Origin of the sequence: Nonomuraea sp. NPDC049637 (genome assembly GCF_040675235.1) — a bacterium.
In the GTDB taxonomy this organism is placed as follows: domain Bacteria; phylum Actinomycetota; class Actinomycetes; order Streptosporangiales; family Streptosporangiaceae; genus Nonomuraea.
Window position 1 is genome coordinate 1 of the sequence record NZ_JBFAOM010000076.1, and the last position, 19645, is coordinate 19645.

Consider the following 19645-nt stretch of genomic DNA (forward strand, 5'->3'; position numbering starts at 1 on the left):
TCCGGCGGATACGACTTCATCGCCACGTGGAACTCCTTGTCTCCGGATCTCCATCATCCGGTACTCAAGGTGTCCACACCTCGGGGGCAGGGCCCGACCCGTTGCCCTGGTTGTCCCATCCGGCGGCGGCCAGGCGCACTTGCATCGTGGTCCGTCCGAACAGGCGGCGGTCGGCCGGGTCGTGCGCGAATTCCAGCGCCCGCCACTGCGAGGCCGGGCGCGGATCGAAGTCACCGCGCGCTCCACGCTGCTGGTGCTCCTGCTCGGCTGCCTGGTCCAAGCTGTAGATCACGGCCAGGGTGCCTTGTTGCCGGTCGTTGAGCTCGGTCCAGGCGGTCAGCGCTTTGGCCGCGGCCGTGGGCCGGGATGAGGGTTTCGTGCTGGTCATCGCGTGCCTCCGATGACGCCTGCGGTGAGGCCAGTGAGGTGAGTGAGGTCATGTAGGACGGTGCCGGCGGGATCGCCGAACAGAGGGCCGGGGATGGCCAGCATGGCGTCGATGGCGGCGGTGCGGGTCTGGGCGCGGGCCACGGTCCGGCCGTCGGGGGTGAATGCCTGCCAGCGCGTGCCGGCGCGGCCGATGGTGGTCCGGCGGACGGTGCCCAGGACGATCGGGTCGCCGTAGTCGTCGACCACGACCCGGTAGCCGCCGTCCTGGCGAGGCGGGTTGAGTGCGGCGGCGGCCAGCTGGGCCTGGGTGTAGGGACAGATCGGCCGCTCGTTCTTGGAACGTGCCTTGGCGCGGCGGGCAGTGTGGGCGGCCGCGGGCAGATCGGGCAGCGGCGCCGGCGCGTACAGCGCCGCGAACAGCGCCATGGCGGTCTGCACCTTGCTGGTGCTGGCCGACCCCTGGACCGGGCCCCGATGGGTGCAGGCGACGTAGCGGCCTGTCCGGTCCTTTTGCAGCCAGCCGACGCAGCGGCCCCGCACGATGACGTCCTCCCGCCCTAGGACGCGGCCGCGCAGCAGCGACCAGGACGCCAGCGAGGCAGGATCCAGCTCCAGCAGCCGGCCCAGGTGGTCGCGCACGCCCTCGGTGCTCACCGTTGTGCGCAGCGCGTCGGCAAGGACCTGCGCCAGGTCGCCATCAACCAGGTGGGTAGCCCCGCGTCGCCGTGGACGCGCCAGGCCGCACCGTCGTGGTCGGCCCAACCGGCCCGCTGCCCGTCCACGATGATCAGATGCGTGTCATGGTGCAGCCGCTCCAACGTCACCGCCGCGCCGGGGCGCGAGCCTGCCAGCAGGGCATGCAACGGCTCGCCGGGCCCGCCGCGATCTGCCGCCTGGCCGGTGCCGGCGGTGGCGGCGGGGGACTGGCCTTCGCGTTCAGGCACGCGGGGGAGACGATCGGCCAAGCGATCGGCCACAGCGGTGAGGGCCGGCGCGCTGGGGGGTGTCTGCCGGTCGTTGGCCAGCGCCTCCAGCACCGGCCAGGCCGCCCGAGACGCCTCCATCAGGTCACCGTCGCTCAGGTCACCGTCGCCGCGCTGCCGCTCCCACACGGTCAGGAACTCCGCGGCCGGTACGGCCAGCGCCACACCAGGATTGCCCTGCAGTTCGCTGTCGAGCTCGTCCGCCAGATCGGCCAGGAGGCCAGACAGCGTCTTCACGCCGCCCTCTTCCTCATCCGGCTCGGCGAGGGCAGCGGGGGTAGCCATAACCCGGGCTGCCCCGGCGGACCCCGGGGCGGCATCTGCGTTCGGTGTCTCGAGTACGGCTGCCTGCTTGGCTTCGGTCAGGGTCTTGTGGACGACGCCGACGGAGACCTTCACGCCGGCGGCGATGGAGCGGATGGATTCACCGCGTTCGCGGCGGGCCAGGATGGCGGCGCGCTTGTCGGCGTCGACTACGGGCCGGCGGCCACCGACCCGGCCGCGGCGGCGGGCCGCCTGCAGGCCGTCTTTGGTGTTGCGGGCATGGTTGCGGCGTCGATCCTGTGCCAGTGCCAGGGCCAGATCCAGGAGCAGGGAGCGCTCGGTGTGCTCGCCGGCGGCGACGCCCTCCACCACCTTGACGCCGACGCCGCGCTGGAACAACTCGCTGAGGACAATCAGCCCCTCCAGCAGGTTACGGCCGAGCCGGTCGACCTCCTGGGCGTCCAGCAGGTCGCCGTCCCGCAGATGCGACAGCGCGGCCAGCAGCTCTGGCCGGTCGTCGATGGCGAGCTTGCCGCTGGTCGGCTCCTCGACAATTCTCCGGCACACCGGGTCGAGGGCCTCGTGCTGCCGGATGGTGTTCTGACGGTCGCTGCTGACCTGGACCAGGCCGATGAGCGCATCGGACGCGCTTGGAAGATGAACCTCATCATGGCCATCTGAGCATGACGCGCTCGAGTGGCCCACGCGCCCCTGTCGCCCTCCCTGGCCTCCGCCGTGCGTTCATCAAACGGTTGTCGTTGTCATCCGAACGCAGGCCGTCGGCGCGGTATCCCGATCGTCGGTTCCCTCCTCCCGCGGAAGGCCGGACCGACAACGTCCCACCCCCATGAAATTGTCCGAACCGGCCGCTACGGTGGTCACTGGAGTCAGGACGCGCACGCTCCTCGTCGCTGCCACCGCCACCCACGCTGGCGATGGCGTCGTCGGCAAAGGTCCCTCGGGCCCGCGGTGTCTCGGACTTACCCGCCGTTCGCATGCGAATCGTCGACGGCAAGGCAGCGTGGGCGCCATGCCGGAACAGGACGACATCCATGCCGAAGAACAGCAGCGCCGCCCGCCGCGAGCAGGCCCGCGCCGTGGCCACAGTCGCCGGAATCTCGCACGCCGCAGCCATTCGCCTCATCGATGCAGCGCGACAAGCAGGACTCATCAAGCCCGGCGATGACATCGAAACGGTCCTGACGGTCATCCGGACCAGCGCAGAGATCTACACGCGGCAGGACTCCGGGGACCTGGCGTCCCACGATGCCCGCCGTGCCCTCGACCACGACCCGGCTGCCGCCGTGTGGGTGCTGGTGACGGTGACCCTCGACCCCGTGGCTGACGGGCGTGACCAGTACGACCTGCTCAGGCACCAGGACCGGGCCGCCATCGCCCTGGCCTTGTCCGGGACCTGGCGGTACGCCCCGGTCTCCTGCCCGCGGGTCGCCGTCTACCCGGTCCGCTGCAACGCCGAGCACGCGGTGCTGCTGACCCGCCTGCTCTTCGCCCGCCCGCCCGCCGGCGGCCTGACCGCCGAGGACCTGGAGAACCTGGCCAAGGCCGCCCAGCACGCCGTGATGATGCGCGGCCGCCGCTCTGCCACCGCCGCGGTGCAGCTCGCCCCGCCCGACGACGTCGACCAGCTCGGCGAGCACGCGCTCGAGTACGGCGAGCACAGCCCGCAGATCGCCGAGCGGGACTGGTGGCGGCACGCCCTGGTGCGCCTGGCCCGGGATGTGACCACGGGCAGCCCGTACACCGAGCCGGCCCACCACCGCGCGGGCAAGGTGATGGACCTGCAGCAGTCCGGCCGGGCGGGCTGGCCGATCGACACGACCACCTGGAGGACGTCCAGCGACATCGACCTGACCGGCTTCGTCGCCGACGAGGACGTGACAGTGCTGCAGGTCCTGGAGGAGATCCCGCCGCTCCTCGCCGACCCGGTCGAGCCGATGCACGCCCGGCTGGCCCGCCGCTGGGCCCACGCCCACGCCCTGCTGGCAGGCGCCGCCGGCGACGACACCATGACCCGCGCGGACTGGGTCCTGGTGCACGACCACCGCCAGGAGGTCACCCGGGCCGTGCAGAACGAGATCGACAACGCCGCCCGCGCCGAGAAGTGCCCGGAACCTGAGCTGCTGCGCCTGGCCGCCGACATCCTGCAGCAGGTCGTGCAGCAGGGCGCCAGCGGCTACCAATGGGACGTCGACGGCACCCGCGCGGTCGCAGCTGACCTGCGCGCTCTGGCCGACGCCCCGGTGGCCGGGCCGCACCTGAGGACCCGCCTGTGGGCTGCGGAGACGGCGCTCAGCACAGCCTTGCAGGTGGACGGCGCCGTCGGGGTGGACGCCCGACTCACCACGCGCGAGCGGAAGGAAGCGGAGGTGCGGTTCGGTGCTCGCTTGGCCGCGGTGGTGCAGGCGGCCTCGACCGACGGTCGTCATCGGGGTGCCGCAATACCGCAGAAACGGGGGGCGTCCGGCTGACCCGACAGAACACAAGTCCTGCCCGGCCACTGTGGGCGTATCGTTCCCGATCATCGGAGCGCCGGCATCGCTACCTGTCGTCCCGCCGCCGGTGGGAGAGGCACGCCGCCGCGCCGAGGACGGAAGCGGCGGCGACCACCTCTCCTTCGGCCACCTGAGCGGTTCCGGAGTCAGCCGGCCACGTGAGGCTCGACCACGCCCGCGGGGTCGAGGTCGGTGCGCGGCGCTGGTAACACTGCTGTATTCCAAGCGCGAGGTATTCTCTCGCTTGAAGTGGAGCGGCGGCGGCATGCTCTGCCCCACCGCCCGCCTGAAATCGCATCGCTTCTCGACGCTGTGGCACCGGGTATATCCGGAGTAGCAGGAACGGCGCTCCTGCGTCGAGGTCGGGCCCTACTCGTTGACTCTGGTGTACCAGTAGCGGGTCGAGCGGTTTCGTCGCTGGCGTGCCGCCGGCTGACCAGGACCCCACGTGTGCCCTCTGCGCAACCGTGAGCACCGTTGAACGATGAAATCAGATCGACTCTCAACGCTATTTGTGATCTATATACCCGTGCCTCAGTATGGGAATGCTATCCGGTGGATATGACTCTATTTTGAGGCGCCATAGTGAGGGCGTCGGATCTTGGAACGGTAGGGAGAGGCCGATGACACACCCTGCCAGATGTCTGCTCGACTCTACGGCCGCAGTCGCTCGAAAAGTCAAACGGAGGTATCCATGGCTTCCTTTGTTCCCGCGGTGGACAACACAGATCCCGCGCCTGTAATCAATATCAACCCGAGCCTCACAGCGGATCAACGCCAGTGTGTCGAGCAGTCGGTCGCGCAGATGATAGCGCGCCACCGAGAAGCGATCACCCGCAGGCGCGCAGATGAGGCCGAGCAGCTCAAACCCTTGCGTGATGCCAATAAAGCGCTGGCCGAACGTTTGGCAAACCATCCCGACGCTGCGCTCGTACTTGAGGCGCTACGCACGAACTCCCGTCACCTCGGCGGCATGCCGACCGGCTCGCCATCTCTCACGTCTTCCTCGTGTTCCGTGACCATCGAACTCCGTGAGGGGCTCGAACTCTTCGGACTACCATTTGACTTCGACTGGCATTGGCAGGACAGCGACGGAGGGAATTTTGCACCGAGATCAGTAAGCCGTGAGACCGGGATAGCGAAGATCCATGCCGGCATCAGTAGTGCGGAAGGAGATGCCACCTGGATCACTGGTCACGCTGGTGTCGGTGTCGTCCTCAGCACGGAAACAGAAGTGGCAGCCGTCGGCCGGGCGCTGCGCTCAACAAAGGAGAAGGCCCTGGCCACTGGGGGCAATTTCGGGTCGGATGCCACCAGCGAAGGAGGAACAGAGATCACGGTGATGAGAGGCGACACTTTTGTCACCTCTGCTACGGACAAACGATGGCGCCTACGTTGTAGTGGGGCCGACCCCGGCTACTCGCATGACAACGGTGGCTTCGGGGTAGGTGATCCGATATCAGTCGCATGGGCCATGCTTCCGGGCAGCATCTACACACTGAACGTCGGAGCTTGGGTTTACGCCGAAGCTCACGCGGGATTTCCTTTGTTCACGGATTACCCCGGCAAGGCTATCTGTGATATCGAGGCAAACTTGCCCCTCGTGACTCTTATCCGCTAGCTTTGTCTGCCGCGCACGGGTGATCTCCGGCGGAGGTCTCGTGGATTTGCCATCAGCCCGCGTCCGGCTCGTCGCGCCACAATCAAGATCGCGTCTGCCGAGACAAGCCCGCCATGTGTTACTTCTAATGCAACATGGTTGCGCCTGTCTCAGAAGCCGAGGAAGAGCCAGGCGTCTGGCTCGAAGACACTGTGATCGCGGTGAAGCTGACCTGGCTCAATAGCCTGCTCAGTCGATCGGGTCCAGTTGCATCGGATGCAAATCCGCCCGTACACGCAGGTACCGGACGGCGTGCCGGTGCCGGTGACCGTAGTCCTGCGCCGTGTCCACCAGGACCTCCACAACCAACGTCGGCTGGACCTGGTGATAGCTGATGGGGTCACGCTGGCCGTACGGGCTGGACGCCCACCCGGGCGGCAGCGTCTGCGGCCAAGGGTGCCCGGCGCCGGCTGGCGTGAGCAACGGTGCGAGCTCGGCCGCGGCCTGCTTGGACAGCTGGGTGGTGCGGCCGACGACGCGGAGCCGCCCGCCGGCGTCATACCGAGCGAGAAGCCCGCTCGGCCGCCGTGGCGAGCCGACGTATCCGCCAACGACGGCGTCTGAGCTGGTCCTTCGTTTGACCTTGACCCAGCCTCGGACGCCGAAGTCGTAGGTGGAGCGGGTGGGCTTGCAAACCAGCCCCTCGACCCCTGCCACGTGCAAGGTCTCGTACCAGATCCGAGCCTCAGCCTCGTCGGTGGTGTGCATGCCCAGGGCGAGCACGCCGGCCGCCGGGATGGGCGCGAACAGCTCCTCCAGCAGGGCGCGACGCTCACGCAGCGGCAGGCCTGACACGTCCCGGCCACGCACGCGAACCACGTCGAACGCGGCGAAGTGGCACGGCTCGGTTCGCGCCATACTGGCGGCGCGGCGGCGCCCGGCGATGTTCCTGCGGTGCAGCGCTGTGAAATCGAGGCGACCGGACGCACCCCATCGGACTATCTCGCCATCGAGCACCGTCCCGGCGGGCACGTGGTCGAACGCCGACCAGACGATTTCGGGGAACGTCTCGTTGAGACGAGCGCCGCGCCGGGAGTGCAGATCCACGCCGCGGTCGCCGTTGACCACGACGATGCCGCGAAAACCATCCAACTTGGGCTCATATGCCCAGGCGTCCGCGGGCCCTGAGGGGATGTGATCCATGGCCTTGGCCAGCATCGGCTGGATCGGCGCCCGCACTGGCAAGCGGGTGCGTACGTGCTGGTCGGGGAGGGTGGCCACGTCCGGTTTCTATCGGCCACCCGAATCGGGCAAAACCCTTATTTGGTACAGACGTAGTCAAGAGTTCCTGTGATGCCCGCCGGACAGCGTCGTACCGGCGAGTGATCGAGCCGGAGTCGAGCCGGTATAGGTCTTCTGAAAGCACGCCGGTTCCTCGCTGGATGCGCCTTGGCTGCAGCCGCCGGGGCGCCGAGCAGTGTTCCGATCTCATCCCACGACACCCGCACCCCACCTTCTGAAGGCGCGCGAACAACGCACGCGGCGAATAGGCACGCATGTAGAACTCCTGAGAAGACAACGGGCGATCACCAGCACGTTGGCGGCTGCACTGATCATGCCCTTCGCCATCCTCGGCCCACCGGCCTCCGCGAGCGTCAACCCATGCGGCCTCGGCTACACCCTCCGCATCACCGCACCCATCGACATGCTCTACAGCTTCCAGCCCCAGACCGGCAGACGGGTCCAGCCGATCGGCACGATCAAGGGATACAGCCTGGGGCGCGCCAAATGCGCCATCCTCAGCATCAACCCCAGGTGGAAGCGCATACCTGAAATCAAGGAACTCTGGCTGTCACTAAGCGGGCGCGACGGCAGCGGCTAGTGGAAGATCCGCACACTCACCGCAACGTCGAAAGACTGGAAAGGGCGCAATCCACTCTTAGGTCCTAGCGTCGGCCCCCTCAAGGACACGATGGGCCCTGGGTCCGATGGGTACCTGAACGGCAACGTCTGCTTGCGGGGCCGCGAGGACATCTGCTACAAACTGGCCGAACCCACGATCTGGCATTTCTAGCCGGCATGGGGAACCGTGCAACCCCCGAGGCGAACGCCGTACGGCCGCCATCGCGGAGGATCCGCTCGTCCGCACCAGGCCAGGCCCCGCACCGGCTGAGCCACTGAGCTGCCGCCTTCTTCAGCTGGCCGATGTTCCCTGTTGGCCCTCGGCGGGGCCGCTCGCGGGTGTGCTGTCACAGGCTGACGTCCGCAAGCTGCAGGTCGGCGCTGGCCCATTCCCTAGCCCGATCACGTGCACAGATCATCGATCAGCGGGCTCAGCAGCGGCGACATCCATGTCATGGCCGCTGCTGAGCGAGAAGGTGGTCACCTTCCGGCCGCCTTGCTCCGGGCGGTCCGCCAGCTCACCCCGGAAACTAGGAACTGCGCAAGCGGCTGAACCTGCCCGAACCGAAGGTCACCCCGCTCCACTGTCGGCGCCGATGGCGCGGATCAACGTCAGATTCGCGTCTCGATCTGGCGTTGCCATCGGAGCTGCCGCCGCCGCGCACGTTCCGCACGTCGGTCCTGGCGCCGTTCATGACGTTCCTGGCGCCTCGCCTTACGATGCGCCCGGCGGGCCGCCACTACTGCCCGGCGGTGCTCAAGGAGCATTTCCCAGAGCTCCTTTCGATCCCTACTACCAGCCGGGACGGTTTCCTTGGCGATCTGTGCAAGGGAACGCCCCAGCGCCCAAGGGATACCCCCAGCGGCGACGATCTGCAGCCAGAGCGGGGCGTCCGGCATAAGGTTGATCACTGCATGCGCCCTCTTCTTCCGATCCGGAAGGGCAAGGCGGGCGATGCCACTGCGGCGCTCCTCCATGGCGGCACACCAGCCCGCCCTGCCCAAGGCAAAGGCGAGGAAGAGCGCTGTTACTGGCGTACAAGCGGAGACGCTGGAAGCGCTTCAGCCCTGCCGGCAGGGGGCGAGAAGACTGTGGTGAAGAACGCAATCACCACCATGAGCAGCGCGCGACACGCCAGGGGCCACGTCACCGCTCGCCACCGTGGTGGCGCCGGGCGGATCGCCTTGGGCTGGAGTCGCACACCGCCATCGTAGGCGCCCGGCACGACGGACGCAGTGGTAACGCTCAAGGACCATCCCGAAACCCGCACACGCGTGCAACCACGTCCTGACCAGTTTGAGGGAGCATTCCCTCGAGCGTCCAAGGGCTCAGAGATCGCCGAGAAGGCGCAATGGCTGATCAGCGTGTGGAAGGCGTGGAAGCGGCTGGAGAGGCGGCCCGACGTGGTGAAGCTGTCGCGCGCGCGGTGACGGAGGTGTTCGCCCCGCAGTACGTGGCGATCGCCATGCCGCCGGCGGCCGGGCTGCTCGCAGAGGGGTGGCGGGGACTGGCGTGGGGGCTGCTGGCCGCGGCGTTGTGCGCGGGCGTCCCCGCGGCCGTGATCGCGGTCGGGGTGCGGCGGGGCCGCCTGGATTCGATTCACCTGGTGGAGCGGGCGTCGAGGAAGGGGCCGATGGCGGCAGGGTTCGCCGCCGTGGTGGCGGGCCTGGCCGTGCTCGCGGTGTTGGACGCTCCTGGGGTTGTGACGGCGTCGGCGGCCGTGATGCTGGTGTGGGTGCTGGTGATGGGGTCGATCACCTTGTGGTGGAAGATCAGCTTCCACACAGGGGTGTCGGCGGGGACCGCCGTGGTGCTCGCGCATGTGCTGCCAGCGGTCACGTTCGCCCTCATGGCGTAATAGCCACACCTCAGGAAAGCTGGAAGCGTGAAAGCTCGGCGAACCGATGGAGAGCGGTATCGATCTTTGACCAAGGCGCGATCGAACGGTGTGGCGTTTGAAGGCCAGGATCAGCCGTCCTGGAGCAGCGGTAACCTACGCGGGGGAGGTGACGGCACTGCGGAATCGTGGAGCACATCCCCGGGCGTGGCCGCGTTGTGGATCGTGCTGAGGAGGTCGTTGTCGGCCTTGAAGTCCTGGTGAGCTGCTTCATGGCTGATGTTCTTCAAGGCGGCCTCCAGGGCGAGCTGTACCTCCCAGGCGCTGAGCTGGCTGGCGAACAAGGCGACGGATCGTACGGCGCCGCCGGTCGCGGGGCCGCCGTGGGTGATCGCGTTGCGGGTGCGTACCAGCCTGTCGAGCAGATGCGTCCAGCGGGTGTCGAGCGATGCGCGCCACTCGTTGAAGGCGTCATGGTTGCCCAAGCGGCTGGCCAGGGTGCGCAGGCGACGCCGGGTGTGATGGTGTTCGGGGTAGATGTCCAGCAACTCGGTCAAGGCGGCCTGGGTGGTGCCGGGAACCAGCCCGATCCAGGGGAAATCGTCAGTGCGTCGCGTCACGGCGGCCACCGCCTGGCGTCGCTCGCGAGCTTGGGGGCCGAGTCCATCCGATGCGCCGCCGAGAGCCTCATGCAGGGTGTCGCGCAGGTGGCCGTGCATGGAGTGCACGATCCAAACGGGCTTCAGGAACATGGTCAGGTGCTGCTGCCACTTCCCGGGGCCGATGCGTGAGGAGGCGGTTTCGATCACCCGGACGTCCGCTATCACGCGTGCCAACGGGGCCTGTTCCTGGGCGGCTTGCCACCAGCGCAGCAGCTCGACTGCTTCGGCCAGACGGTCCTCGTCCACGGAAGGCGAGCCGTCCTTTTGCTTCCAGAACGCCTCCATCGCGCTGAACACCACCGACCGGCGTTTGTGATCCACATGCTGTTGCGCGGCATCGGCGCCGAGCCGGAAGTACCGTTCCGAAGAGCTCCCGTGACCGATGTGGGTGTGGCCCTCGGCCAGGTGCCAGTCGCCGTGCCCGATGCCGGCGTGGAACTTTCCGACGGCGACCAGCGCGTCCACATGGTCGCGGGCGACGGTAACCGGATCGGCGTATAAGCGTGCAGGGAGGAAGACGCGAACGTTGACCACGCCTTGCCGGTGGGGCATCTCGGCCAGGACCTTGCCGTCCGTCGTGGTCCAGTTCCTGGCGTATGAGCTGCACTTGGCCGAGGCGGCCTGCGCGTCGTCGGGCACGTACTCGCTGGAGAAGAAGGAGATGTCACCCAGTTCGGCGAAGATGACCGGCATGCTGGCCCTTTCGTAGACCAGCCAGACCACGTGCCAGCTCGTTGGAGCGGGGAGGGCGAGAAAGCGCTCGCACAGGGCGTTCCGCTCATCGATCGTCAGGCCGGCCGCGGCAGGGGAATCTTTATCCTGCCGTCCGGCTTCGACCGGGAGGATGTCGCCGAGGGCGGCCTTCATGGCGGTCACAGCCGAGCTGTCATCGGCCAGCACGCCCTGGAGGATGGCGATGAAGTCGCTGCCGAACTCGAGGGAGTGACCTGCTCGGCGTGCGAGCTCGAGAAATACGTCCCGAAGGGGCGCGATGGCTTCGGCCGACGTCTGCTTTTTGTCGATCTTGGACCATAGATCCCGCCACGCCGCCCGGAGCACCGTGTGATCGTCCAGCTTGCCGAGCAGCGCGCGCAGTGCGGATGTGGCTGGTGCCCGGTCGCCCGACCAGCCACCGGCGCGTAACGGCGTGAGCACACGCTGGACATGCGCCAGCTCTGCGCTCAGGACATTCTTCGCCTTCGTGCCCAGGCCCTGTTTGGCCGCGTGATCGTAGTCCTGCATCGCCGAGTTGAACGCTGCCGGATGGAATTCCTTGTCGAAGGCACGGGGGTCGTCCAGCCACGCCATGAGCTCTTCCGCGGCCGCGGGGAAGCTCGGCACGGCCAGGTCCAGCCAGCGCCGCGCCGGGTCCCGCAGAGCCCTGCTCACTTCGCTGGCGGTGGTGGCCGCCACCGTCTCGTCCCATCCGGGCATGTGTTTGCCTCCCAAGTAGCGCAGACCCTACCCAAGCGGCGCCGCCCGCGCCCGGATGTGCTCGGGGTGGGCAGGGCTCAGGTGATCGGCAGGCAGGCCTGCTCTCGCCAGTTGGATGCCCCTTGCCGCAGGTGTGTTCCGCATGGCACGGTAGACGCCGTTGCGGTCGTGACGATGCCTCCCACGTCGGGTGTGTCGCGACAGCTTGGGCTGTCCTCACTGGCGGCCTGTCGGCCCCGCGCTCGCGGGGATGCTCCCCACGCATGTGGGGGTGATGCCCTCCCCGGCAACAGGAGGGCTCATCGGTATCCCTTCGACCAGCGCAAGGATCGGCCTCACATGTTCGACGCCCCGATCGACCTCAGCGACCTGCCCGGCTACCGGGCCGCCGTCAGCACCCGCCCGGCCAAAATCGCGTTCATCGGCCGCTGCTCCACCAAGGACTGTCAAGATCCGCGCTCCTCGATCGCCGGGCAGCTCGCCGAGGCCAGCGCGCTGCTGGCGCCGGGCGAGCACTTCATCGCTCATTTCTGGGACGTCGAGTCCGGCATGCTGGGACTGGATGATCGCAGCCAAGGGACGGCGGAGGACTACGCACGGCTCGGCGTGCTCCTGCATACGGTGTACTACAACGGCAACGGCTGGTACCACGGCAACGCCTGGGACCAGAAGAGCGCGGACGGTCCGGCACTCGCCGTGTTCCAGAACAAGCTGTACTGCGTCTTCCGCGGCCCGGACTCCGACGAAAGACTCTACTGGGCGCGCCGGAACATCATGGGCGGCGGCAGCTGGAGCAGTTCCGTCCCATTGGGCACCCACAACAGTGCCGTCTCACCCTCCCTGACGGTCTTCAACGACGGCACCGGGACCAAGCTGTATGTCGTCCACCGCGGCAGCTACACCAATCGCAACACCAAGCTCTACTGGTCGAGCTTCAACGGCACCAGCTGGAGCACCGACACCCCCTCAGTCCCGCTGCCACCTCCGTCGAACGCCCTGCCGCCGCGGCGTACGACGGCAAACTCCACGTCGTCCACCGCGGCGGCGGCCTGCTGTAACCATCACCGCCGCGGCCCCGCCGAGCGCGCGGCCCGCCCCTTGGGCGCCGCCTGGGGGCCCTTTGTCCAGCCACATGGTGGCGCATTGGCCGGACAAAGGCCCCTCTACCGCTCAATTCTGTACGCAGCCTCAAAGGCCCTCCTGGCCGGGGAACCCGAAATCGAACGGGCAACGTCACAGGTCATAGGCGTCACTGCCCCTTTCTCTCGTACTTGGTCTGCCCCCCAACTTCCCCGGCTCAGGCATCCGTCACGACGGCCAACCCGTGCGGCCAGGGCTTTGTCCTGCGCAGCAGCGTTCCGGTCAATCAGCGATGGGATTGGAACAAGAAGAACAGCCGGACCTTCGTGGCTCCGGTTGCCACGATCAACGCCTACGCCCACCCCGCAGAAGGGCATGAAGTGCGCCTTTCTGTGTGATCGGCCTGTTCTCCGGCTACATCGAAGTCGGCGAGCACCCGCTCGCCCGGAGCCGCCGCCGCGACTGTGAGCAGCCCCTGCCGCTCGACACCTGGAACGGCGAATGCGATCCTCGGCGCAGACCCGTCGCTCCAGCACAGAAAGAGGAACACGTGCTGCGATCAGCTCAACGCCCATCGAAAACCCGTCGTGCCGCAACGATCCTCCTCGCGACAGTCGTCGCGCTGGCGTCCACCACGCCCGCGCACGCGACCGCGACTCCCACCATCTCCCTGAGAGGCGTGACGGACTGGGACGGCGACGGCCACCAAGACCTCATCGCCATCGACAGCAGCACCGGCTACTTATGGCTCTATCCGGGCGAGAGCAGGCGCGGCTACAGCTTTCAGCCACGGGTGAGAATCGGCAACGGCTGGAACGATTTCTATGTCCGCGGCATGACGGACTGGGACGCCGACGGCCACCAGGACATCCTCGCCATCCAGCGCAGCACCGGCCTGCTGTGGCTCTACCCGGGCGAGAGCAAGCGCGGCTACAGCAGCCAGCAACCCGTGGTGATCGGCAACGGCTGGGGCGGCTACCACATCCGCGGGCTGGCCGACTGGGACGGCGACGGCCACCAGGACATCCTGGCGCAGTACGAGGGCAACGGCCTGTGGCTCTATCCCGGCGAGAGCAAACGCGGCTACAGCAACCAGCCAAGGGTGGGAGTCGTCATGGCCGGCGTCCTCCGCTACATCCGATGGGTGGCCGACTGGGACGGCGACGGCCACCAGGACGTCATCGGCAACGGCACCGGAAACGATCTGCTGATCCTCTACCCCGGTGAAAGTATCCGGGGTTTCAGCAGCCAACCCCGGGTCCAGATCGGCAACGGCTGGCAGCGGTATGTCGTCGCGAGCGTCGCCGACTGGGACGCCGACGGCCACCAGGACATCATCGCCATCAACTACGACACCTGGGACCTGTGGCTCTACCCCGGCGAGAGCAAACGCGGCTACAGCAGCCAGCAACCGGTGAAGATCGGCAATGGCTGGATCGGCTAGTAGTGCTTTGTTAGGTTTGCTTATGCCTGCTGCGGCGTGACGGTTTCAGCCTTCGATGGCAGGTAGGGCATGCGCCGGTCCAGGTCGCGAGCAGCAGTTGTAACTCGCGGATGACCTTGTAGAGGGTCAGACCGGCGCAGCCGCTTTTGGGTCGAGTCGCAGCATGGTGATGAACAGGCGTGCGGCGGTGACGAGGGTGACGTGGCGGTGCCAGCCGGTCCAGGATCGGCCTTCGAAGTGGTCCAATCCCAGGCCGGTCTTCAGCTCGCGGTAGTCGTGCTCGATCCGCCAGCGGATCTTGCCGTAGCGGATCAAGTCGGCTGGTTCGGTATCGGCAGGCAGGCTGGACAGCCAGTACTTGACCGGCTGGTCCTCGTGGTCGGGCCACTGCGCGATCAGCCACCGCTCAGGCAGAGTGCCGTCGTCGGCGCGAGCGATGCGGTGCCCGGCCGGGCGCACCCGCAGGAAGACGACCTGCGAGCTCATGGCGCCCTTGGAGCCTTCGCGCCAGGTGAGCGTGACCGCGGCGTCGCGGCCGGCGGCCCGGACGTGTCCGGCCAAGCTGACGGCGGTGTCGGGGTAACGCAGGCCGGTCCGGGTGGGAGGCCGGCCTCGGCCGGACCAGACCCGGGGCACTGCGACCGCGTCTGGGGTGTGCGCGAGGGCGTCGCCTTTGACCTGCACGATGTAGCCGATCCCGCGCTCGTCCAGGGCGCTGCGGAACTGAGTGCTGTCGCCGTAACCGGCATCGGCCACGACCAGCGGAGGCCGCAGCCCTTGCTCGATCAGCGCATCGAGCATCTCCACCGCCATCATCCACTTGGGACGATGCCGCTCCCGTCCGGGGATCCCGCACCGGTCTCGTCGCGCGGCCACCCGTGGATCGGTGGGTTGCGTCCACGGGAGTGGTGTACGAGTTTGACCTGTTCAAGAGGCGTGGCGCCGTGAAATGGTGACGGCCATCGCGTGATCCTTCGTAGGCGCAAACCAAGATCGAAGAAAGCACGTGATGGCCGCGGACAACAGTGTGACGCCCGGGCAGTGACTGGCGCGGCAGATCGAGACCGACGACCCGGATCTGTTGCGATCCATGGTGAAGACCATGGCCGAAGCGTTGATGTCGGCTGAGGCCGCCAGCCTGTGGGGAGCCGGTTATGGCGAGCGCAGCAGCGAACGGACTAACTCTCGCAACGGCTACCGCAGCCGCGAGTGGGACACCCGCACCGGAACGATCGAGCTGGCGATCCCGAAGCTCCGGTCGGGCTCCTACTTTCTGGACTGGCTCCTGGAGCGGCGCCGCCCGGGCTGAGCAGGCGCTGATCAGCGTGGTCGCCACCAGCTACCTGCTCGGCGTCTCCACCCGGCGGGTCACCCGGCGGGTCGACAAGCTGGTCGAGCAGCTCGGCATCAAGCACATCTCCAAAGCCAGGTCTCGCAGATGGCCAAGGTGCTGGATGAGCAGGTCGAGGCGTTCCGGACGCGGGTGCTGGACGCCGGCCCGTACACATTCGTGTGGCTGGATGCGCTGACACAGAAGGTGTGCGAGGGCGGCCGCACGATCAACGTGCACAGCCTGGTCGCCACCGCCGACGTGTCCCGATAGGGGCCTTGCCGCTACAAGGCACCGTCACAGTTCTGACCGTCACGCCGGCCCGACGACGGCCATCCCCTCACAGGTCGTTCAAGGAGCCAGATGAATCGCCCCGAATTTGATGGAGACCTCAGCGGTTGATTGCGATGGGTTCGTTGGGGTGGTGTTGAGCGTAGTAGAGACCTTCGAACTCCTCTGGTGGTAGGTGACCGATCGCTGAGTGCAGGCGGGTGGCGTTGAACCAGGCGACCCATTCGGCGGTGGCAAGCTCGACGTCGGCCAGGCTGCGCCAGGGGCCTCGGGGCTTGATCAACTCGGTCTTGTAGAGGCCGATCTGCGATTCCATCAGGGCGTTGTCGAGCGCGTCGCCGACGGTGCCGATGGAGGCGTCGATCCCGGCCGCCAGCAGGCGCGTGGTGTACCGGAAAGACGTGTACTGACTTCCCGCGTCCGAGTGATGGATCAAGCCCTGCTCGACCGGATGGCCGGCGCGTTTGCGCCGCCACAGGGCCATGTCCAGGGCATCCAGTACGAGGGTGGTGTGCTTGGTGAGTGAGGCGGCCCAGCCGACGATCGCCCGGGAGTAAATGTCGACGACGAAGGCCACGTAGACCACCCCGCACCAAGCGGAAACGTGGGTGAAGTCGGCGACCCAGGCGGCGTTCGGCCGCTGGGCGGTGAAGTCGCGCTGCAGCCGGTCGCCGGCCCGCTCATGCCCGGGGTCGGGTGTCGTGGTTCGCACCTTCTTCCCGCGACGGGCGCCTTGCAGGCCCAGGACGCGCATGCGCCGCTCGACGGTGCAGCGGCCCACCCGATGCCCCTCCCGTTGCAGCTGGTGCCATATCTTGCGGGCACCATAGACGCCGTAGTTATCAGCGTGGATGCGAGCGATGTGCTCGTCCAACTCGGCGTCCCGCACCGCCCGGGCCGAGGGCGGTCGGTTCTTGGCGGCGTAGTAGGTGCTGGTGGAGATGGGGCAGCCGTGCTCGGTCAGGACACGGCAGATCGGCTCGACACCGAACACCTCGGCGTGCTGGTCGATGAAGGTCACGAGTGCGTGTGTGGCCGGTCGAGCTCGGCCGCGAAGAAAGCCGAGGCGGCCCTCAGGATCTCGTTCGCCCGCCGCAGTTCGGCGTTCTCCCGGCGCAGCCGCTTCAGTTCGGCCGACTCGTCCGTCGTGCGGCCTGGCCGGCTGCCCTCGTCGGTCTGGGCCTGGCGGACCCAAGTGCGCAATGTCTCCACAGTGCCGATGCCGAGCTTGGTCGCGACCGCGTTGATGGGGGCCCACTCGGTCGGGTAATCCGGCCGTACTTCGGCGACCATCCGCACCGCTCGACGGCGCAGCTCGGCGGGATAGGGAGACTTACCTGGCATGGACTCGATCCTCTCAAGAGATCAAGTCTCCACCGAACCCGGGACGATTCAGGCGGCGTTGTTCCGCTTTTGGCTGGCCGTTCTTGCGGCTGCGCCGTGTTCTGGCTCCGGCCCTGGATCTTGCACGATCTTCACGAGCCGAGCCCGGCGGCACGGGCCTGCGTGGACATCCGCGCCTGGATGGACCAGTGGAACGAGGCCCCCAAGCCGGCTCGCGTGGACCAAGGCAGCCGAGGAGATCCTCGAATCCCTCGCTCAATATTGCCGACGAATTTCAGGTGGATGACACTAGCCCCAGCTCAGGGCAGTATCCGACGGTAATCCCGCCAGTGCGGGACCCCGGAGGACCTCGCGGGCGCCGCCGTCTTCCTGGCCTCGGCGGAGTCGGTCTGGGTGACGGGCGGTGACCTGGTCGTGGACGGTGGCGACGCGGTGGTGTGAGAGCATCCGCATCGGCAGGCCGCGCTATCCGGTAGGCGGGTTCCCGGTTACCTGGCGGGCGGTGACCAGGCCTGATTCGTAGGCCGCGATGACCGCCTGGGCGCGGTCGCGCACGGAGAGCTTGTCGAAGATGCTGGTGATGTAGTTCTTGACGGTAGAGAGGCTGAGGCCGAGGGCGCGGGAGATCTCGGTGTTGTCGAGGCCCGTGGCCATCAGCCGCCATACCTCGACCTCGCGGGGCGTGAGTTCGTCCAGGCCCGTGGGTGTCGGCCGGGTGCCGTGAGGCGCCCGTACGTAGGTGGAGATCAGCCGGGTGAGCAGGCGTGGCGCGACGGCGGCCTCGCCGGCGTGGACGGTGCGGATCGCCGCGCTCAGGTCCTCAGGTGAGCTGTCCTTGGGCAGGAACCCGTAGGCTCCGGCGCGCAGGGCGCCCACGAGGTAGTCGTCCATGTCGAAGGTGCTGAGGGCCAGGACCCGGCTGCCGGGCACGGTGGAGGCGAGTTCCCTGGTCGCGCCGACCCCGTCGAGAACGGGCATCCTGATGTCCATCACCACGACGTCGGGGCGTAGTTGGCGGGCAAGGGTGACGGCCTGCGCGCCGTTCTCGGCCTCTCCCACGACCTCGAAGGAGGGGTCGGGGGAAAGGATCAGTGACAGGCCGCGCCGTACCAGCGACTGATCGTCCACGATCAGCACCCTGATCGGCGACGCGGTCATCGATGGGCCCCTTCGTGCTGGACGGCCTCGTCCGCGGTCAGCGGCAGGTCGGCGACCACGGCGAACCCGCCGTCGGCCTGGGGGCCCGCGGTGAGGGTGCCGCCGTGCAGGGCGACGCGTTCGCGCATGCCGATCAGGCCGTATCCGCCGGCGCGCGCCCCCTCCTGCGGCGAGCCGTCCCCACCGTCGTCGCGCACTTCGACGACGACTCGATCCTGACGGTAGGTCAGCTCCACGGACGCGTGGGCGGCCCCCGCGTGCTTGCGGGTGTTGGTGAGGGCCTCCTGAGTGATCCTGAACACCGTGAGAGCGACGGTCGGCGGCAACGGTCGCCGCTGCCCTTGGACGCTGAACTCGGTCGGCACTCCGGCGGAGCGGGATTCGGTCACCAGACGGTCGAGGTCGTCGATGCCGGGCTGGGGCCGGGACGGCGCGACCGCGGGTTCGTCGCCGTCCCGCAGTACGTCCAGGAGCTGGCGCATCTCGCGCAACGCGAGCCGCCCGGAGGACTCCAGGGTGACCAGGGCTTCCTTGACCACCTCCGGTTCCGCGAGGTTGGCCCGCGCGCCGCCGGCCATCAGCTGCATGGTGGTGATGTGGTGGGCCACGATGTCGTGCAACTCCCGTGCGATGCGGCGGCGTTCGTCGGCCACCGCACGGTCGGCGAGGAGCCTGCGGTTGGCGTCCACCTCCCGCTGCCAGCGGTTCATCGCCATGGCGGCGCCGACGACGATCAGGGTGGTGAGCGGCGGGGTGATCGCCTCCTGCCAAGGCGGAATGCGGCCGTCGCTCTGGCTCAGCAGCGTCACCGCCACCGTGACGACGGCCGCGAGCGCCGTCACGCGGCCGGGGCAGGCCCTGGCCGCCGAGTACAGGGCGACCACCAGAACGGCGCCGAAGTGCCGGGGCAGCGGCACGGTCAGGGTGGCCGTCGCGTCGAGTGCCAGGACGGCGGCGAGCACCGCCACCGGGTGGCGGCGCCGGGCCAGCAGCGGCAGTGCCGTCACCGCGACGAAGAGGAACCCGGTCACGCTCACGGTGTGCGGGCCGTCGGAGGCGTTGAAGAACACGTAACTGAGCAGGTTCATCACGCAGGCGCCGCCGGTCACGAGGGCGTCGTTACGGCTCCACGGCAGTTCCCGAGCATCGCCGGACCCGACGTACCGGCTCCTGGACATGTCTGACTTCCCCCTGTATCAGGCCTCTTGGCCCCCGGACCAGGGTTGCACAGCGGCTGCGATGCTCTCACCACGCGGACCTGGACCAGGACCACGGTCCTGGTCGCGGCCTTGGAGAGGGCCCCAGGGCCCCGGTCAGGATCATCCGCTGCCAGGAGGTTTGCCGCTCTTCTGACTGATGGTCTGGATACCGGCCGGGAACCCCCGGCACCAGGTGCATCTGCCAGGAGGCAA

14 protein-coding genes and 3 pseudogenes are annotated in these 19645 nt (G+C 68.0%); 8 read left to right on the plus strand and 9 right to left on the minus strand.

The window, feature by feature from the left end:
• Positions 1–64 precede the first annotated feature (64 nt).
• Genes AB0J71_RS47345 through AB0J71_RS47355 form a run of 3 tightly spaced genes read right to left on the minus strand, consistent with a single transcriptional unit; the run spans position 65 to position 2342 of the window.
• Positions 65–388 carry a hypothetical protein gene (locus AB0J71_RS47345; RefSeq protein WP_364420854.1) on the minus strand — a complete coding sequence of 108 codons (324 nt, stop codon included), beginning with the start codon at positions 386–388 and terminating at the stop codon, positions 65–67.
• On the minus strand, positions 385–1044 hold the full coding sequence (locus tag AB0J71_RS47350) for a hypothetical protein (RefSeq protein ID WP_364420856.1): 660 nt from the start codon (positions 1042–1044) through the stop codon (positions 385–387). Before AB0J71_RS47350 ends, AB0J71_RS47345 begins: the two co-directional genes overlap by 4 nt.
• Positions 1041–2342 (minus strand): recombinase family protein, encoded by a 1302-nt coding sequence (locus tag AB0J71_RS47355; RefSeq protein WP_364420858.1) that lies wholly within the window; start codon positions 2340–2342, stop codon positions 1041–1043. The genes AB0J71_RS47350 and AB0J71_RS47355 overlap by 4 nt, the downstream gene beginning before the upstream one ends.
• A gap of 347 nt (positions 2343–2689) precedes the next feature.
• On the opposite strand from AB0J71_RS47355, the gene AB0J71_RS47360 reads away from it, so the two are divergent.
• Both AB0J71_RS47360 and AB0J71_RS47365 read left to right on the plus strand, forming a co-directional pair.
• The gene (locus AB0J71_RS47360; RefSeq protein WP_364420860.1) at positions 2690–4126 is read left to right on the plus strand and encodes a hypothetical protein; all 1437 of its coding nucleotides are present in this window, start codon (positions 2690–2692) and stop codon (positions 4124–4126) included.
• Between the two features lie 718 nt (positions 4127–4844).
• Complete coding sequence (locus AB0J71_RS47365; RefSeq protein WP_364420862.1) at positions 4845–5771, plus strand: hypothetical protein; 927 nt, start codon at positions 4845–4847, stop codon at positions 5769–5771.
• Between the two features lie 228 nt (positions 5772–5999).
• Here the strand turns inward: AB0J71_RS47365 and AB0J71_RS47370 are convergent, their stop codons facing one another.
• The gene (locus tag AB0J71_RS47370) at positions 6000–7031 is read right to left on the minus strand and encodes an RNA ligase family protein (RefSeq protein ID WP_364420865.1); all 1032 of its coding nucleotides are present in this window, start codon (positions 7029–7031) and stop codon (positions 6000–6002) included.
• A 316-nt stretch (positions 7032–7347) separates the two neighbouring features.
• Between AB0J71_RS47370 and AB0J71_RS47375 the strand changes: the two genes are divergently transcribed.
• A complete protein-coding gene (locus AB0J71_RS47375) occupies positions 7348–7632 on the plus strand; it encodes a hypothetical protein (protein WP_364420867.1) in 285 nt (94 codons plus the stop codon).
• Positions 7633–9079: 1447 nt separating this feature from the next.
• On the plus strand, positions 9080–9511 hold the full coding sequence (locus tag AB0J71_RS47380; RefSeq protein ID WP_364420869.1) for a hypothetical protein: 432 nt from the start codon (positions 9080–9082) through the stop codon (positions 9509–9511).
• A 110-nt stretch (positions 9512–9621) separates the two neighbouring features.
• Here AB0J71_RS47380 and AB0J71_RS47385 read toward each other — a convergent pair whose 3' ends face one another.
• Positions 9622–11586, minus strand: a complete 1965-nt coding sequence (locus tag AB0J71_RS47385) for a hypothetical protein (RefSeq protein WP_364420871.1) — start codon at positions 11584–11586, stop codon at positions 9622–9624.
• Positions 11587–11925: 339 nt separating this feature from the next.
• Between AB0J71_RS47385 and AB0J71_RS47390 the strand changes: the two genes are divergently transcribed.
• Positions 11926–13134: a hypothetical protein gene (locus AB0J71_RS47390; protein ID WP_364420872.1), complete on the plus strand. Its 1209-nt coding sequence runs from the start codon at positions 11926–11928 to the stop codon at positions 13132–13134.
• Entirely contained in the window at positions 13061–14110 is a 1050-nt protein-coding gene (locus AB0J71_RS47395; RefSeq protein WP_364420874.1) for a VCBS repeat-containing protein, read from the plus strand. The genes AB0J71_RS47390 and AB0J71_RS47395 overlap by 74 nt, the downstream gene beginning before the upstream one ends.
• A gap of 126 nt (positions 14111–14236) precedes the next feature.
• On the opposite strand, the pseudogene AB0J71_RS47400 reads toward AB0J71_RS47395, so the two are convergent.
• Positions 14237–15007: pseudogene (locus AB0J71_RS47400) on the minus strand (IS701 family transposase); the annotation flags it as partial.
• A 148-nt stretch (positions 15008–15155) separates the two neighbouring features.
• Here AB0J71_RS47400 and AB0J71_RS47405 point away from each other — a divergent pair.
• Positions 15156–15695 (plus strand): annotated as a pseudogene (locus AB0J71_RS47405) (transposase); the annotation flags it as partial.
• 136 nt (positions 15696–15831) lie between these two features.
• On the opposite strand, the gene AB0J71_RS47410 reads toward AB0J71_RS47405, so the two are convergent.
• A protein-coding gene (locus AB0J71_RS47410) for an IS3 family transposase (RefSeq protein WP_364420876.1) occupies positions 15832–17075 on the minus strand; the annotation gives its coding sequence in 2 pieces (ribosomal slippage) (positions 15832–16793 and positions 16793–17075; 1245 coding nt in all).
• Positions 17076–17414: 339 nt separating this feature from the next.
• On the opposite strand from AB0J71_RS47410, the pseudogene AB0J71_RS47415 reads away from it, so the two are divergent.
• Positions 17415–17516: pseudogene (locus AB0J71_RS47415) on the plus strand (SDR family oxidoreductase); the annotation flags it as partial.
• Positions 17517–17540: 24 nt separating this feature from the next.
• Here the strand turns inward: AB0J71_RS47415 and AB0J71_RS47420 are convergent.
• A complete protein-coding gene (locus tag AB0J71_RS47420; RefSeq protein ID WP_352330842.1) occupies positions 17541–18233 on the minus strand; it encodes a response regulator transcription factor in 693 nt (230 codons plus the stop codon).
• Complete coding sequence (locus tag AB0J71_RS47425) at positions 18230–19411, minus strand: sensor histidine kinase (protein ID WP_364420878.1); 1182 nt, start codon at positions 19409–19411, stop codon at positions 18230–18232. Before AB0J71_RS47425 ends, AB0J71_RS47420 begins: the two co-directional genes overlap by 4 nt.
• Positions 19412–19645 lie beyond the last annotated feature (234 nt).